Genomic DNA, 13,686 nt, shown 5'->3' with positions numbered 1-13,686 from the left:
GCGGGGGACTACCCTGGTCAATTGCCATGACTGAGACCCCGCAGAGCGCCGCGCCCCGCACCTATGACGTGCGTACGTACGGCTGCCAGATGAACGTGCACGACAGCGAGCGAATCTCCGGCCTGATGGAGGACGCGGGTTATGTCCGCGCCGTCGACGCGGACGTTGCCGACGTCGTGGTCTTCAACACCTGCGCGGTCCGGGAGAATGCGGACAATCGGCTCTACGGCAACCTCGGTCACCTGCGCCCCACCAAGCTCAAGAACCCCGGCATGCAGATCGCTGTCGGTGGCTGCCTGGCGCAGAAGGACCGCGGCGACATCGTCAAGCGCGCGCCCTGGGTCGACGTCGTTTTCGGTACGCACAACATCGGCTCCCTGCCCGCGCTGCTGGAACGCGCCCGGCACAACCAGGAGGCCGAGGTCGAGATCCTCGAGGCGCTCGAGGTGTTCCCGTCGACCCTGCCCACCAAGCGCGAGTCGACGTACGCGGGCTGGGTGTCGATCTCCGTCGGGTGCAACAACACCTGCACCTTCTGCATCGTCCCCTCGCTGCGCGGCAAGGAGAAGGACCGCCGCCCGGGGGAGATCCTGGCCGAGGTGGAGGCGCTGGCCCGCGAAGGCGTCCTCGAGGTCACGCTGCTCGGGCAGAACGTCAACTCGTACGGCGTGGAGTTCGGCGACCGCCTGGCGTTCGGCAAGCTGCTGCGCGCCTGCGGCGAGATCGACGGGCTGGAACGGGTCCGCTTCACCAGCCCGCACCCCAAGGACTTCACCGACGACGTGATCGCCGCCATGGCCGAGACCCCGAACGTCTGCCACTCGCTGCACATGCCCCTGCAGTCCGGCTCCGACCGGGTGCTCAAGGAGATGCGCCGCAGCTACCGCTCGGAGAAGTACCTCGGCATCATCGAGAAGGTCCGGGCCGCGATGCCCGACGCCGCGATCACCACGGACATCATCGTCGGCTTCCCGGGCGAGACCGAGGACGACTTCGAGCGCACCCTTGACGTGGTCCGGCAGGCCCGCTTCTCGAGCGCCTTCACGTTCCAGTATTCGAAGCGGCCCGGCACGCCCGCCGCGACGATGGACGAGCAGCTGCCGAAGCAGGTCGTGCAGGAGCGCTACGAGCGGCTCGTCGCGACCCTCGAGGACATCACCTGGGCCGAGAACAAGCGCCTGGTGGGGGAGAAGGTGGAGGTTCTGGTCGCGGTCGGCGAGGGACGCAAGGACGAGCGTACGGGCCGGATGAGCGGCCGCGCCCGCGACGGCCGCCTGGTGCACTTCGCCACCGGCGGCACCGCCCCTCGGCCCGGCGACATCGTCGAGACCGTGGTCACGTACGCGGCCCCGCACCATCTCAACGCCGACGGCGAGCCGCTGAGCCATCGCCGCACCCGGGCCGGTGACGCGTACGAGGCCGGGCGCCTGCCGAAGATGCCGGGTGTGTCGCTGGGCCTGCCGACCGTCGGCGTACCGGCGCCGCTGCCGGCGACCACCGGCGGTTGCGCGCTGTAGGACAGCTCAAGTAGCCCGCTTCCTGACCGATAGGTCAGCGGTGTCGTCCCGTGGGTATGCCGTCGCCTCGCTGGCGCTCATCGGTGCATACCTGGCGCTTCCGGCGCTGCTGCGGCCGATCCCGTTCCTGCTGGTGACCTTCGCCGCGGTGCCGGCGGTCGGCCGGATCCTGTTCCGCAGCGAGCGCGGTGCCCGGCTGCCCTGGTGGCTGCTGATGACGGCCCTCGGCGTGCTCAATGCGGGCAACGTGGCCTACGTCTGGTCGACCTACCTCTCCGGCGGCGTCAGCGCCGACGACCCGGTCTCCGCCGTCCTCTACGCCCTGGGGTATCTGATCCTGCTCGTCGCCGCGGTGGCGATCGTCGTACGGCGGGGCCGGGGCGACATCGGCGGCGTGATCGACGCGGCGATCACCTCCCTGGCCCTGGGCGGCGTGCTGTGGGAGGTCGTGTTCCTGCCGTTCCGCGCGGCCGCCGACGCCACCGCGGGCGATCAAGCGATCATGTTCCTCGACGTCTTCGTCATGATGGGCATTCTCGGCGCCCTGGTACGGGTGGCCCTGGTTTCGCCGCAGCGTCTCGTCGCGGTGTGGCTGTTCGCGGCCGGCCTCGCCACCTGCATGGTCGCGAACGCTGTCCTCGTCGCCACCGCCGACCCGGTGACCGGCGTGTTCCCGGACTGGGCCAACGTGCCGTTCCTGCTCGCGTACGTGTGCATAGGTTGCGCCGTCCTGCACCCGTCCGCCACGGCGATCACCGAGCCCGGCCCGGCGCCCGAGGACGACCTGACGACCGGCCGGCTGATGTTCCTCGGCCTGATGATGGCGCTGGTCCCGGTCGTCGGCGGCGGCCGGGTGATCCTGGGGCTACCGGCCGACGGCGTCCTGATCGCGGTCGGCTCCGCCGTGCTGATCCCGCTGGTCATGCTGCGCGTCGCCCGGCTGGCCACCCAACGCCGGCAGGCCGAGCGGGAGCTCCGGCGCCTGGCGACCGCGGACCCGCTGACCGGCCTGCCGAACCGGGCCGCGTGCCTGCAGCGGCTGACCGACGAGCTGGCCGCCGGGGCGGGCCGGACCGGGCTCGCGGTGATCTTCTGCGACCTCGACGGGTTCAAGCCGGTCAACGACCGCCTGGGTCATGCCGCCGGTGACGAGCTGCTGATCGCGGTCGCGGACCGGCTGCGCGGCTGCGTCCGGGAGAACGACCTGGTCAGCCGCTTCGGCGGCGACGAGTTCGTCATCGTTTGCCGCGACCACGACCCGCGCCGGGCGGTCGAGCTGATCTGCGACCGCGTCGGCGCGATGGTCCGCGAACCCTTCAGAGCCGCCGGCGAGCGGGTCCGCATCGGGGTCAGCGCGGGCGCGGCCCTCGCGTGCCCCGCCGCGACCACGGACGATCTGATCAACCGCGCCGACCTCGCCATGTACGAGGCGAAGCGGTCCAAGTCCTTGGGCGCCCTCAGCCTGACCGTGGCCTGAGCCCCGGGCGCCCGTACCGCTCAGTTGGCTTGCTCAGCCAGCGCCAGGAACTGCTTCTTCGAGGCGAGGGCCTGCTCGGCCTCCTTGATGCGGCGGCTGTCGCCGGCGGCCTGCGCCCGGGCGAGCCGCTGCTCGGCCTCCGCGACCTGCTCGCGCATCTGGCGCAGCAGCGGGTTGTCCTGCGGCGTGGTCTTGCGCCACGCCGAGTCCATCGCGATCCGGATCCGCTCCTCCGCGGCCCGCCAGCGGCGGTCCAGCGAGGCGGCCGACTCGCGCGGCACGCGGCCGGCGTCGTGCCAGGCGGCCTGGGCGTCCCGCAGCTTGTTCTGAGCGCCACGCGGGTCCGCGTCGACGTCGATCGCCTCGAGCTCGGCGAGGATCGCCTGCTTCTTCTCGAGGTTGCCCTTGTATTCGGCGTCACGCGCCGAGAAGACCTCGCTGCGCCGGGTGAAGAACGCGTCCTGAGCGGCGCGGAACCGTTCCCAGAGGCGCTGCTCGGCCTCCTTGGCGGCGCGCGGCGCCGCCTTCCACTCGCTCATCAGCTCCTTGAGCCGGGCCGCGGTCGGCCCCCACTCGCTGGACTCGGCGAGTGCCTCCGCCTCCTTGACCAGCTCCTCCTTGGCGGACTGCGCCTGCTTGCGCTGGCCGTCGAGAGTGGCGAAGTGGGCGCCGCGGCGGCGGGTGAAGCCGTCCCGGGCGGCGGCGAAGCGCTTCCACAGCTCGCCGTCGGTCTTCTTGTCGACGCCGCGGATGGTCTTCCACTCGTCGAGGATCTCCTTGAGCCGGTCGCCCGCGCTCTTCCAACCGGTGGCCTCGGCGGCGATCGTCTCCGCCTCCTCGACCAGCGCCGTCTTGCGGGCCAGCGCCTCGGTGCGGGCGACCTCGCGGGCGGCCTTGGCCTCGCCGGCCTTCTCCTCGGCGATGGCGGTCAGCCGGTCCAGCCGGGCGGCGAGGCCGTCGATGTCGCCGACCACGTGCGCCTCGTCGAGGGTGGTCCGCAGCCGCTTGATGCTGGTCAGCGAGTGCGACGCGTCGGCGGCGCCGGACTTGAGCCGGGCCTCGACGAGGTCGACCTCGGTGACCAGGTCCGCGAACCGCCGGGCGAAGTGGGCCAGGCCTTCCTCAGGGGTGCCCGCCTGCCATGAGCCGACCACCCGGTCGCCCTCGGCAGTCTTCACGTACACGGTGCCGTCGGCATCCACGCGCCCGAAGGTCGTCCAGTCGTTCATGAGCCATCCTCGTTCTCCCGGCGTCGCGGGCCTCGCTGCCCGCCGACGGCCGCCATAGCGCAGTCGAATGCCATCATTCCACCGGCATTCTTTCCCGCGCATTGTCACAGGTCCAACCCGGTTCCGGGGAAGCGCCCGAGGATGACCGTGACCAGCCCGTTACGGTGACTCCGTGCCATTGCTCCCACCCCCCGGAGTGGTCGCCGTCGTCGGGCCCACCGCCGCCGGGAAGACCGCGCTCAGCCTCGCGCTCGCCCACGCCCTCGGCGGCGAGGTGGTCAACGCGGACTCGATGCAGCTCTATCGCGGTATGGACGTCGGCACCGCGAAACTGCCGCCCGACGAGCGCGAAGGCGTTCCGCACCACGTCCTGGACATCTGGGACGTCACGTTCCCCGCGAGCGTGGCGGAATACCAGGAGGCGGCGCGGGCGGCCGTCGAGGACATCGCCGCGCGGGGCCGCGTACCCATCTTGGTCGGGGGTTCGGGGTTGTACGTGCGGGCCGTGCTGGAGGAGTTCGAATTTCCCGGCACGGATCCCGCCATTCGGGAACGGCTGGAGGCGGAGCTGGCCGAGACCGGCCCGGCGCCGCTGCATGCCCGGCTGCGCGAGGCCGATCCGGATGCCGCCGCCCGGATCCTCGCGTCCAACGGGCGGCGCATCGTCCGGGCCCTGGAGGTGATCGAGATGACCGGCGCGCCCTTCACCGCGGCCCTGCCCGAGCCGAAGCCCTTCTACGACTCCGTGCAGATCGGCGTCGACCGCGACACCGAGGAGCTGGACCGGCGGATCGCGGAGCGCGTCGACCTGATGTGGGCGACCGGCCTGATCGAAGAGGTACGCGAGCTCGACCGCGCCGGTCTCCGGGAGGGCCGCACGGCCGGCCGTGCCCTCGGCTACCAGCAGGCGCTCGCCCAGATCGACGGCGTGCTGAGCGAGGAGGAGGCGAAGGCGGACACCGTACGCGGAACCCGCCGCTTCGTCCGCCGCCAGCGCTCCTGGTTCCGCCGCGACGAGCGCGTGACCTGGCTCGACGGCGCCTCCGAGACGTGTACGGAGGACGCCTTGGCAGCGTGCGGCGCGGCTGCGCAATGATGGAGCGCGTGTTGTTCACCAAGGGCCACGGCACCGGCAACGACTTCGTCATCCTGCCCGACCCGGACGGGGCGCTCGATCTGACGCCGTCGCTCGTCGCGGCGCTCTGCGACCGTCACCGCGGCATCGGCGCGGACGGCGTGCTGCGCGTCGTGCGCAGCGCCAAGCACCCGGACAGCGCGGGATTCGCGGCCGAGGCCGAGTGGTTCATGGACTACTGGAACGCCGACGGCTCGTCCGCGGAGATGTGCGGCAACGGCGTGCGGGTCTTCACCCGCTACCTGGTCAGCCAGGGGCTCGCGACGGCCGGCCCCGAGGGCCTGCCGGTCGCCACCCGGGCCGGCGTCGTGCGAGCGGTGGTCGGTGAGGACCTGATTTCGGTCCACATGCGCTCCCCCCGGGTGTACGCGGCCAGCACCGCGACCGTGGGCCCGCTGACCGTGCCGGGTCTGGCCGTGGACTGCGGGAACCCCCACCTGGTGAGCGCCCTGCACGACGGGGTCGACCTCGCGGCGCTGGACCTGCACGTGGCACCGGGCCACGACCCGGCGCTGTTCCCGGAGGGCGTCAACGTCGAGTTCACCACCCCCGGCGCGCCCGTCGACGGCGCCGACCTGCACGTCCACATGCGTGTCTACGAGCGGGGCTCCGCCGAGACGCTGTCCTGCGGCTCCGGCGTCCTGGCGGTGGCCGCGGTGGCGCTGCGCGACGCGGGCCTCGAGACCGGCGTGGTCGCGGTGGACGTGCCGGGCGGACGGCTCACCGTCACCGCCGACGGCGAGGGACGGTGGTGGCTCGCGGGTCCCGCTGTGCTCGTCGCCACCGGCGAGGTCGACCCGGCGGCCCTCGTCTGATGGGGTCGCTGCACCGCGTGGCGCACCGCGGCTATTCCGCCGTCGCGCCGGAGAACACGCTGCCCGCCTTTGCCGCCGGGGTGCTGGCCGGGGCCACGTTCATCGAGTTCGACGTCCGCACCACGGCCGACGGCGTGCCGGTGGTCATCCACGACCGTACGGTCGACAGGACCACGGACGGCGCGGGCAAGGTCTGGGAGCTGACCCTGGACGAGATCGCCCGGCTGGACGCGGGATCCTGGTTCTCATCCGCCTACGCGGGAATCTGCGTCCCCAAGCTGGCCGAGGTGCTCGAGCTGTTGCGCCCCCACGCGGGCGTCGAACTGCTGCTGGAGATCAAGCCGCCGGCCAACCTCGAACAGGTGAAGTTCATCCTGGGGCAGGTCGGCGATGCGGGCCTGCTCACCCGTACCGTGGTGCAGAGTTTTGATCCCGCGATCGTCCGCCTCGCCGGTGAGGTCGCCCCCGACGTGCGCCGGGGCCTGCTGCGCGACGCCTTCGACACCTCGCAGGTGGAGGTCGCGCAGGAGCTGGGCGTCAGCTTCTGCAACCCCTCCATGAACGCCGTGCTCGGCTCGCCGGAGACGGTCGCCGCGCTGGCCGGCGCCGGGGTGGCGGTCATGCCGTGGACCGCCAACGACACGGCGCTCTGGCCGGATCTGGTCGGCGCCGGTGTGGCCGGCCTGATCACCGACCACACCGGGGAGCTGACCGGCTGGGCTCAGAACGTCTCCTCGGGGGCCTCGTCGAGCTCGGCCTGAGCCGCCGCGGCCGCGTTGTGCGGGGCCTGCGCGCCCTTGACCGTCGCGCGGATGGCGGCCGCCACCGCCGGAGTCACCCGGGCGTCGAAGACGCTGGGAATGATCACCGTCGGGTTGATCTTGTCCTCGCCGACCACGTTCGCGATCGCCATCGCCGCGGCCAGCGCCATCTCCTCGGTGAACTCCTCGGCGCTCACGTCGAGCATGCCGCGGAACACGCCCGGGAAGGCCAGCACGTTGTTGATCTGGTTCGGCTGGTCCGAGCGGCCGGTCGCCACGACGGCGGCGTGCTGCCGCGCCTCCCGCGGGTCCACCTCCGGGTCCGGGTTGGCCAGCGCGAACACGATCGACTTGTCGGCCATCTTCGCGATGTCGGCGCCGGTGAGCAGGTTCGGCGCGCTGACCCCGATGAAGACGTCCGCGCCGACGATCGCGCCGGGCAGGTCACCGGAGTAGTTGTCGCGGTTGGTGTGCTCGGCGAGCCACTGCCACGTCGGGGTCAGGTCGTCCATGCCGCGGTGCAGAGCGCCCCTGCGGTCGTACGCGATGATGTCGCCCACGCCCTGACGCAGCAGGAGCTTCATGATCGCCGTACCCGCGGCACCCGCGCCGGAGACGACCACCTTGACGTCCGCGAGGTTCTTGCCGACCACCCGCAGCGCGTTCGTCAGCGCGGCCAGCACGCAGATCGCGGTCCCGTGCTGGTCGTCGTGGAAGACCGGGATGTCCAGCAGCTCGCGCAGCCGCATCTCGATCTCGAAGCAGCGCGGCGCGGCGATGTCCTCCAGGTTGATGCCGCCGTACGCGGGCGCGATCGCCTTCACGATACGGACGATCTCGTCGGTGTCCTGGGTGTCGAGCACCACCGGCCACGCGTCGACCCCGCCGAAGCGCTTGAAGAGCGCCGCCTTGCCCTCCATCACCGGCATCGCGGCCGCCGGGCCGATGTTGCCCAGGCCGAGCACCGCCGAGCCGTCGCTGACGACGGCGACCGTGTTGCGCTTGATGGTCAGCCGGCGCGCGTCCGCCGGGTTCTCCGCGATCGCCATGCAGACCCGCGCCACGCCCGGCGTGTACGCCCGAGACAACTCGTCCCGGTTGCGCAGCGCGACCTTCGACGACACTTCGATCTTGCCGCCCAGGTGCAGCAGGAACGTACGGTCGGAAACCTTACGGACGTCGACGCCCTCCTGCTCCTCGAGGTTCTTGACGACCTGGTCGGCGTGGGTGGAGTCGGCGGTGTCGCAGGTGAGGTCGACGAGGACCCGGGTGGGGTCGGAGTCCACCACGTCGAGCGCCGTCACGATGGCGCCCGCCTCACCCACACACGTGGTGAGCCGGCCGATCGACGAGGCATCGGCGGTCACGGCGATCCGGATCGTGATCGAGAATCCTGCACTGGGCAGGCGGGTGGTCACCACGGGAGTCCCTCCGTCGTTGGCGGGTGAGTATTCGCATTCTTGCGCTTCGGGAATGACGGCGCCCACCGCGGTGGTTACTGATGAGTCAGACACTCTGCGACAACGTTCAGCCCCGTTATCTGGATGCGCCGGCAACCCGGGCGTGCCACGATCGGGCTGAGGAGGTCACCTTTTGCGAACCGAGCTTTTCGAACCCGACGTCACCACGGGTGAGCTGGAACTGGAGGAGCGGCACTCGCTACGGCGGGTAGCCGGGCTCTCCACGGAGCTCACGGACATCACCGAGGTCGAGTACAGGCAGCTGCGGCTCGAGCGAGTAGTCCTGGTCGGTGTCTGGACCGAGGGCACGGTCTCGGACGCGGAGAACTCGCTCACCGAGCTTGCCGCGCTGGCCGAGACCGCCGGTTCCCAGGTGCTCGAGGGCCTCATCCAGCGGCGCTCCCGCCCCGACTCGGCCACCTTCATCGGCCGCGGCAAGGTGGAGGAGCTGCGCGACGTGGTCGTCGCCACCGGCGCCGACACCGTCATCTGCGACGGCGAGCTGTCGCCGTCGCAGCTGCGCAACCTGGAACAGCAGACGAAGGTCAAGGTCGTCGACCGGACCGCCCTGATCCTCGACATCTTCGCCCAGCACGCGAAGAGCAAGGAAGGTAAGGCGCAGGTCGAGCTGGCCCAGCTGCAGTACCTGCTCCCGCGGCTGCGAGGCTGGGGTGAGTCGCTCTCCCGGCAGGGTGGTGGTGCCGGTGGCGGCTCCGGCGGTGGCGGCGTGGGCACGCGTGGTCCCGGTGAGACGAAGCTGGAGACCGACCGGCGCCGGATCAACCACCGCATCGCGAAGCTGCGGCGTGAGATCAAGGCCATGCGGACGGTACGGCAGACGAAGCGGTCCCGCCGCTCGAGCAGCGGCGTGCCGGCCGTGGCGATCGCGGGCTACACCAACGCGGGCAAGTCCAGCCTGCTCAACCGGCTGACGTCGGCGGGCGTGCTGGTCGAGGACGCGCTGTTCGCCACCCTCGACCCGACGACCCGGCGTACGGCCGCGGAGGACGGGCGCGTCTTCACCCTCTCCGACACGGTCGGCTTCGTCCGCCACCTGCCGCACCAGATCGTCGAGGCGTTCCGCTCGACGCTGGAGGAGGTCTCGTACGCGGACCTGGTCGTGCACGTGGTCGACGGCGCCCACCCGGACCCTGAGGGACAGGTGTCGGCGGTCCGCGAGGTCCTCGGCGAGGTCGGCGCCGACCGCATCCCGGAGCTGCTGGTCGTCAACAAGATCGACGCCGCGGACGAGGAGACGATGCTGCGGCTCAAGCGCACCTGGCCCGACGCGGTGTTCGTCTCGGCCCGCTCCGGGCAGGGCATCGCCGACCTGCACGCGGCCATCGCGCAGCGGTTGCCGCGGCCGGCCGTCGACCTGCGGGTGCTCCTCCCGTACGACCGGGGCGACCTGGTGGCCCGGATCCACCGGCGCGGTCAGGTTCTCGACACCCGCCACACGGACGAGGGCACCGAGCTTCGCGTACGGGTCGACGAGCAGCTCGCGGCCGAGCTGGCGGCCTTCAAGGCCTGACTCCGCTCCCTTGTGGAACCGGGACTTTGTGACCGGGGACACGCGGGCGATTCGCCCGTTTGATTCCCCGGCGCGCCCTGTCCGACCTGCGTTGATCCACGCGTAACGCCAGTACGAGACGCCGCATGCGACACTGATCGGATGCGGCGTCTCGTGTTCCCGGTCATGCTCGCCTCCGGGCTGGTGATGATGGGTGCCGTGCCCGCCTCCGCCGAGCCGGCCCCCGCGGCCACCTCGGGGAAGGCCGCGGCCGGCAAGAAGGTGTGCAAGGTCACCGATCCGCTCCTGAACGAGCTCTCGGGCATCGTGGCGACCGACAACGGCTACGTCGTGATCAACGACGGTTCCGACGCGCAGCGCCAGAAGATCTTCTACCTCGACGAGAACTGCGACATCACCAAGCGGGTCTCGTTCAGCGGCAACGGCCCCCGCGACACCGAGGACATGGTCCTGTCGCCGGACGGCAAGACCCTCTGGATCGCCGACACCGGCGACAACGGCGTCCGCAAGAGGCCACCGGAACACCGCGAGACGGTCAGCGTCTGGACCATGCCCGTGGACGGCTCCAAGGAGCCCAAGATCCACCGGCTGGCGTACCCGTCCGGCGACTACCACGACGCCGAGGCCCTCCTGCTCGATGCCGAGGGCAAGCCGATCATCGTGACCAAGGAGGTCACCGGGCCGGCGATGCTCTACACCCCGGCGGCCCCGCTCAAGACGAACAACACCGAGGGCGTACCGCTCAAGAAGGTCGGGCAGCTCGAGCTTCCGCGTACGGACACCCAGGGCACCGCCTTCGCCCGCCTCGCCCAGGGTGTGGTCACGGGCGCCGCGATCGCTCCCGGCGGCGACAAGATCGTCATCCGTACGTACCTCGACGCCTTCGAATGGGACGTGACCAACGGCAACGTCCTCGCCGCGCTGAAGAACAAGCCGCGCGGCACCGGCCTGCCCGACGAGCCGTTCGGCGAAGCGATCACCTACAGCCCGGACGGCAAGACGTTCGCGACGGTCTCCGACTTCGGCGACGTCAACGACGAGGGAGCGGCCAACTACATCCTCCGCTACACCCCGGCCACCCAGGTGGTCGAGGCGAACACGGACGCGGCCAAGAAGAGCTCCACCAGCAGCGGCCCGAGCTGGTACTCCGACCTGAGCCTCTCCGACATCACGTACCTGGTGGGCGGCATCGGCGTCCTGGGCGCTCTGCTCGTCGGCGCCGGCATCTTCGGCATCGTCCGGGCCCGCAAGAAGCCCCAACCCGAGGCGTCCGCGAAGAGCGCCGACCCGGCCGGCGGCCCCAAGCCGACCGACGCCGAGACCGAGCTCCTGTCCGTCGGCGGCCCGGCCCCACGCTCGGGCGTGTACGGCGCGGGCTCCGCACCCGGCGTGTACGGCGGCGCCAAACCGCCGGCGAAGGGCAGCGGCGTCTACGGAGGCGCGGCCGGCCGGCCGGCCGCTGCTCCGGGAGGCCGTCCCGGCACTACTCCGCCGGTGCGCCCCGGAAACACCCCGCCCGTGCGTCCGGGCAGCGCCCCGCCAGTACGTCCGGGCAGTGGCCCGCAGGGGCGTCCCGGTGCCGTTCAGCCGGGTCGTCCGGGTGTGGCTGAGCCGGGTCGCCCCGGGGGTGGGCAGGGAGGTCGTCCCGCCGGTGGGCCGCAGGGCCGGCCGGTTTCGGGTCAGCCGCAGCCCGGTGGTGGCCAGCAGGGCCGCCCGGGTGGTCAGCCCGGCCGCGCGGGTGGCGCCGCGCCGGTCCCGGGTGGTCAGCCCCCTCGTCCCGCGGGTCAGCCTGCTCGTCCTGCCGGTGGTCAGCCCGCTCGTCCTGCGGGTCAGCCTGCTCGCCCCGCGGGTGGTCAGCCCGCTCGTCCTGCGGGTCAGCCAGCTCGTCCTGCGGGCGGGCAGCCCGGGCGGCCGAGCGGTGGTCAGCCGGGTCGCCCGGCGCAGGGCGGTCAGCCCGGTGCGCGGCCCGGGGGCGGCGTCTACGGGGCCCCGCCTCCGCCGCCGGGAGAGGGCCGGCAGGCGGGCTCGTCCCGTCCCAGTGGCTTCTTCGGCGCCTAGCCATTTAAATCGCTGGCGCACACCCCGCACTCGATTGCAGAATGTGTACCGACGCCGACGGAGCCAGAAAATGGCTCCGGAAAAGCGTTGACGAAAACAGCGGGGCTCGGTCATCCTGGATGCCGACACCGCACCAGAGCTTCGAGGGGAGTTGAACCGTCATGTCGTGGCAGCCGAACTGCACGATCGCCCCGTCGTGGGCGGCGTATGGAGCTGTCATTTCCGGCGTGACGGCGATGCCGCACCTCCGAGGTGGCGAGCCGAGTCGTGGCCTGGAGCGGTGGAGCGGGTAGGCAGGAGCATCTGCGCCCGCGCCGCCCACCTCGCCATCGAGGCCCGGGCGGCTTTTTCGTACCCGGAATTGTCTTACGGGTGTAGCTCAACGGTATAGAGCACCGGTCTCCAAAACCGAAGGTTGCAGGTTCGAATCCTGCCGCCCGTGCGTGCCCTGAATACGTTTCAGGGAATTGCTCATTGTCAACTCAACAGTGGATGGCATGTATATGTCGGCGCGTGGTGCGGAGCTTTCCGTGCCACGCGCCGCAGAGGGCTTGTGGCGCAGTGGTAGCGCACCGGTTCGGCAGACCGGGGGTCGGCGGTTCGAATCCGCCCGGGTCCACAGGCAGGCACCACCCGTGACGGGCGGGCCTGACCATGCCTTCCCGGCCCGGGTGGCACCCGTAGGGATCACCGCTCGGCTCAGGGAAGGCACCACCGGTAGCGGCCGGTGACACGCCCGTGAGGTTGAGGCAGGTAGACCACTGGACTCTCGATCCGGAAGACCGGGTTCGACCCCCGGACGGGCGACGCACCACCATGCGGTACCCCTTGCCTTCGCCCGACGGGTCGGGCTCCGCCCCGGTACGGCGGACGTTGCGGGTTCGAGCCCCGCCGAAGGCTCCGCACGCCCCTCGAGGCGTGACACGTGGCTGTAGCACAACGGTCAGTGCGCCGCCTTGCCATGGCGGAGACCGGGGTTCGACTCCCCGTAGCCGCTCGGACCCCGCCGCGCCGCGGGGCTCGGACCCCGCCGCGCCGCGGGGCTCGGACCCGCCGCGCGGCGGGGTGACTTCCGACTGCACACTGCGGCCGCCTGTGGTGGCTGCGACCAGCGCAGGGACGACCGGAACCCGGCCGCGTCCGGGACGGCGCTGAGGACCTTCATCAAGTCCGCAGCTTCGCCGAGGTCGCCGGCGCTGGATCCGGCCGGCGGGACCGCTACCCCCGCCGGCCGGCGATGCGAGCTGGTGCAACCGGCAGCACACCCGGCTCTGACCCGGGCGATGGAGGTTCGAATCCTCCGCTCGCAGCTTCCCGCCCTCGTAGCCCAACCGGCAGAGGCGACGGTCTGAGGGGCCGTACAGTGCGCGTTCGACTCGCGCCGAGGGCACGACCGGCCGCTTCGGCGGCCTCGACGCCGGCGCAGCACGACAGGTGGTGCACCGCTCTCGTAAAGCGGAGGCAGCCGGTTCGAGTCCGGCCGCCGGCTCATCGGATCGCCCGCCCCACCAGCGGCGCGACCACACGCCCGGGTAGCCCAACTGGCAGGAGGCGGCTGGCTTAGAACCAGCACAGTGCGCGTTCGAATCGCGTCCCGGGTACGCAGCACATTTCCAGGGCTCGTAGCTCCAATCGGTAGAGCGCCGCTCTTGCACAGCGAGGGTTGTCGGTTCGAATCCGACCGGGTCCACCACGTCGACACA

Annotated in this window: 9 protein-coding genes and 10 tRNA genes; 17 read left to right on the top strand and 2 right to left on the bottom strand. The window is 71.4% G+C overall.

The annotated features are described in order from the left end of the window. The first annotated feature begins 26 nt into the window (after nt 1–26). Together miaB and ACIBO8_RS22450 are read left to right on the top strand one after the other, a co-directional pair. Nucleotides 27–1,517: a tRNA (N6-isopentenyl adenosine(37)-C2)-methylthiotransferase MiaB gene (gene miaB, locus ACIBO8_RS22455; RefSeq protein ID WP_396117228.1), complete on the top strand. Its 1,491-nt coding sequence runs from the start codon at nt 27–29 to the stop codon at nt 1,515–1,517. Nucleotides 1,518–1,557: 40 nt separating this feature from the next. Continuing rightward, nucleotides 1,558–2,994 carry a diguanylate cyclase domain-containing protein gene (locus ACIBO8_RS22450; RefSeq protein WP_396117227.1) on the top strand — a complete coding sequence of 479 codons (1,437 nt, stop codon included), beginning with the start codon at nt 1,558–1,560 and terminating at the stop codon, nt 2,992–2,994. Between the two features lie 20 nt (nt 2,995–3,014). Here ACIBO8_RS22450 and ACIBO8_RS22445 read toward each other — a convergent pair whose 3' ends face one another. Then, nucleotides 3,015–4,223: a DUF349 domain-containing protein gene (locus tag ACIBO8_RS22445; protein WP_396117226.1), complete on the bottom strand. Its 1,209-nt coding sequence runs from the start codon at nt 4,221–4,223 to the stop codon at nt 3,015–3,017. 172 nt (nt 4,224–4,395) lie between these two features. Between ACIBO8_RS22445 and miaA the strand changes: the two genes are divergently transcribed. The 3 genes from miaA to ACIBO8_RS22430 are packed head-to-tail and all read left to right on the top strand — an operon-like array spanning nt 4,396 to nt 6,934. Next, entirely contained in the window at nt 4,396–5,319 is a 924-nt protein-coding gene (miaA, locus tag ACIBO8_RS22440) for a tRNA (adenosine(37)-N6)-dimethylallyltransferase MiaA (protein ID WP_396117225.1), read from the top strand. Between the two features lie 8 nt (nt 5,320–5,327). Beyond that, nucleotides 5,328–6,173, top strand: coding sequence for a diaminopimelate epimerase (gene dapF / locus ACIBO8_RS22435; RefSeq protein WP_396117224.1), 846 nt, complete (start codon nt 5,328–5,330; stop codon nt 6,171–6,173). Then, nucleotides 6,173–6,934, top strand: coding sequence for a glycerophosphodiester phosphodiesterase (locus tag ACIBO8_RS22430; RefSeq protein WP_396117223.1), 762 nt, complete (start codon nt 6,173–6,175; stop codon nt 6,932–6,934). Before dapF ends, ACIBO8_RS22430 begins: the two co-directional genes overlap by 1 nt. Here ACIBO8_RS22430 and ACIBO8_RS22425 read toward each other — a convergent pair. Then, on the bottom strand, nt 6,895–8,355 hold the full coding sequence (locus tag ACIBO8_RS22425) for an NAD-dependent malic enzyme (RefSeq protein ID WP_396117222.1): 1,461 nt from the start codon (nt 8,353–8,355) through the stop codon (nt 6,895–6,897). The two genes, ACIBO8_RS22430 and ACIBO8_RS22425, sit on opposite strands and share 40 nt — an antisense overlap. Nucleotides 8,356–8,527: 172 nt before the next feature. Between ACIBO8_RS22425 and hflX the strand changes: the two genes are divergently transcribed. The 12 genes from hflX (at nt 8,528) to ACIBO8_RS22365 (ending at nt 13,676) form a co-directional block, all read left to right on the top strand. Continuing rightward, nucleotides 8,528–9,925: a GTPase HflX gene (gene hflX / locus ACIBO8_RS22420; protein ID WP_396117221.1), complete on the top strand. Its 1,398-nt coding sequence runs from the start codon at nt 8,528–8,530 to the stop codon at nt 9,923–9,925. Nucleotides 9,926–10,066: 141 nt separating this feature from the next. Next, complete coding sequence (locus tag ACIBO8_RS22415; protein WP_396117220.1) at nt 10,067–11,983, top strand: hypothetical protein; 1,917 nt, start codon at nt 10,067–10,069, stop codon at nt 11,981–11,983. A 368-nt stretch (nt 11,984–12,351) separates the two neighbouring features. After that, nucleotides 12,352–12,425 (top strand) — tRNA-Trp (locus tag ACIBO8_RS22410). A gap of 105 nt (nt 12,426–12,530) precedes the next feature. Beyond that, nucleotides 12,531–12,602: transfer RNA gene (locus ACIBO8_RS22405), tRNA-Ala, on the top strand. A 114-nt stretch (nt 12,603–12,716) separates the two neighbouring features. Further along, nucleotides 12,717–12,790 (top strand) — tRNA-Glu (locus tag ACIBO8_RS22400). Nucleotides 12,791–12,813: 23 nt separating this feature from the next. Further along, a tRNA-Thr gene (locus ACIBO8_RS22395) sits at nt 12,814–12,883 on the top strand. A gap of 25 nt (nt 12,884–12,908) precedes the next feature. Continuing rightward, nucleotides 12,909–12,980, top strand: a tRNA-Gly gene (locus ACIBO8_RS22390). Between the two features lie 241 nt (nt 12,981–13,221). Beyond that, nucleotides 13,222–13,293: transfer RNA gene (locus ACIBO8_RS22385), tRNA-Gln, on the top strand. Nucleotides 13,294–13,299: 6 nt separating this feature from the next. Continuing rightward, nucleotides 13,300–13,373: transfer RNA gene (locus ACIBO8_RS22380), tRNA-Leu, on the top strand. Between the two features lie 26 nt (nt 13,374–13,399). Next, nucleotides 13,400–13,472 (top strand) — tRNA-Thr (locus tag ACIBO8_RS22375). A 37-nt stretch (nt 13,473–13,509) separates the two neighbouring features. Next, nucleotides 13,510–13,584 (top strand) — tRNA-Leu (locus ACIBO8_RS22370). A gap of 15 nt (nt 13,585–13,599) precedes the next feature. After that, a tRNA-Ala gene (locus ACIBO8_RS22365) sits at nt 13,600–13,676 on the top strand. Nucleotides 13,677–13,686: the final 10 nt, after the last annotated feature.

It is taken from the genome of Actinoplanes sp. NPDC049681, assembly GCF_044465265.1.
Lineage (GTDB): Bacteria > Actinomycetota > Actinomycetes > Mycobacteriales > Micromonosporaceae > Actinoplanes.
The sequence above is the reverse complement of the archived record's forward strand: the minus strand, read 5'-3'. Positions and strand labels throughout refer to the sequence as shown.

Bases quoted from the DNA above. Each gene is read 5' to 3' on its own strand.
- miaB (WP_396117228.1), top strand. From the start codon at position 27: ATGACTGAGACCCCGCAGAGCGCCGCGCCCCGCACCTATGACGTGCGT.
- ACIBO8_RS22445 (WP_396117226.1), bottom strand. From the start codon at position 4,223: ATGAACGACTGGACGACCTTCGGGCGCGTGGATGCCGACGGCACCGTG.
- ACIBO8_RS22430 (WP_396117223.1), top strand. From the start codon at position 6,173: ATGGGGTCGCTGCACCGCGTGGCGCACCGCGGCTATTCCGCCGTCGCG.
- ACIBO8_RS22415 (WP_396117220.1), top strand. From the start codon at position 10,067: ATGCGGCGTCTCGTGTTCCCGGTCATGCTCGCCTCCGGGCTGGTGATG.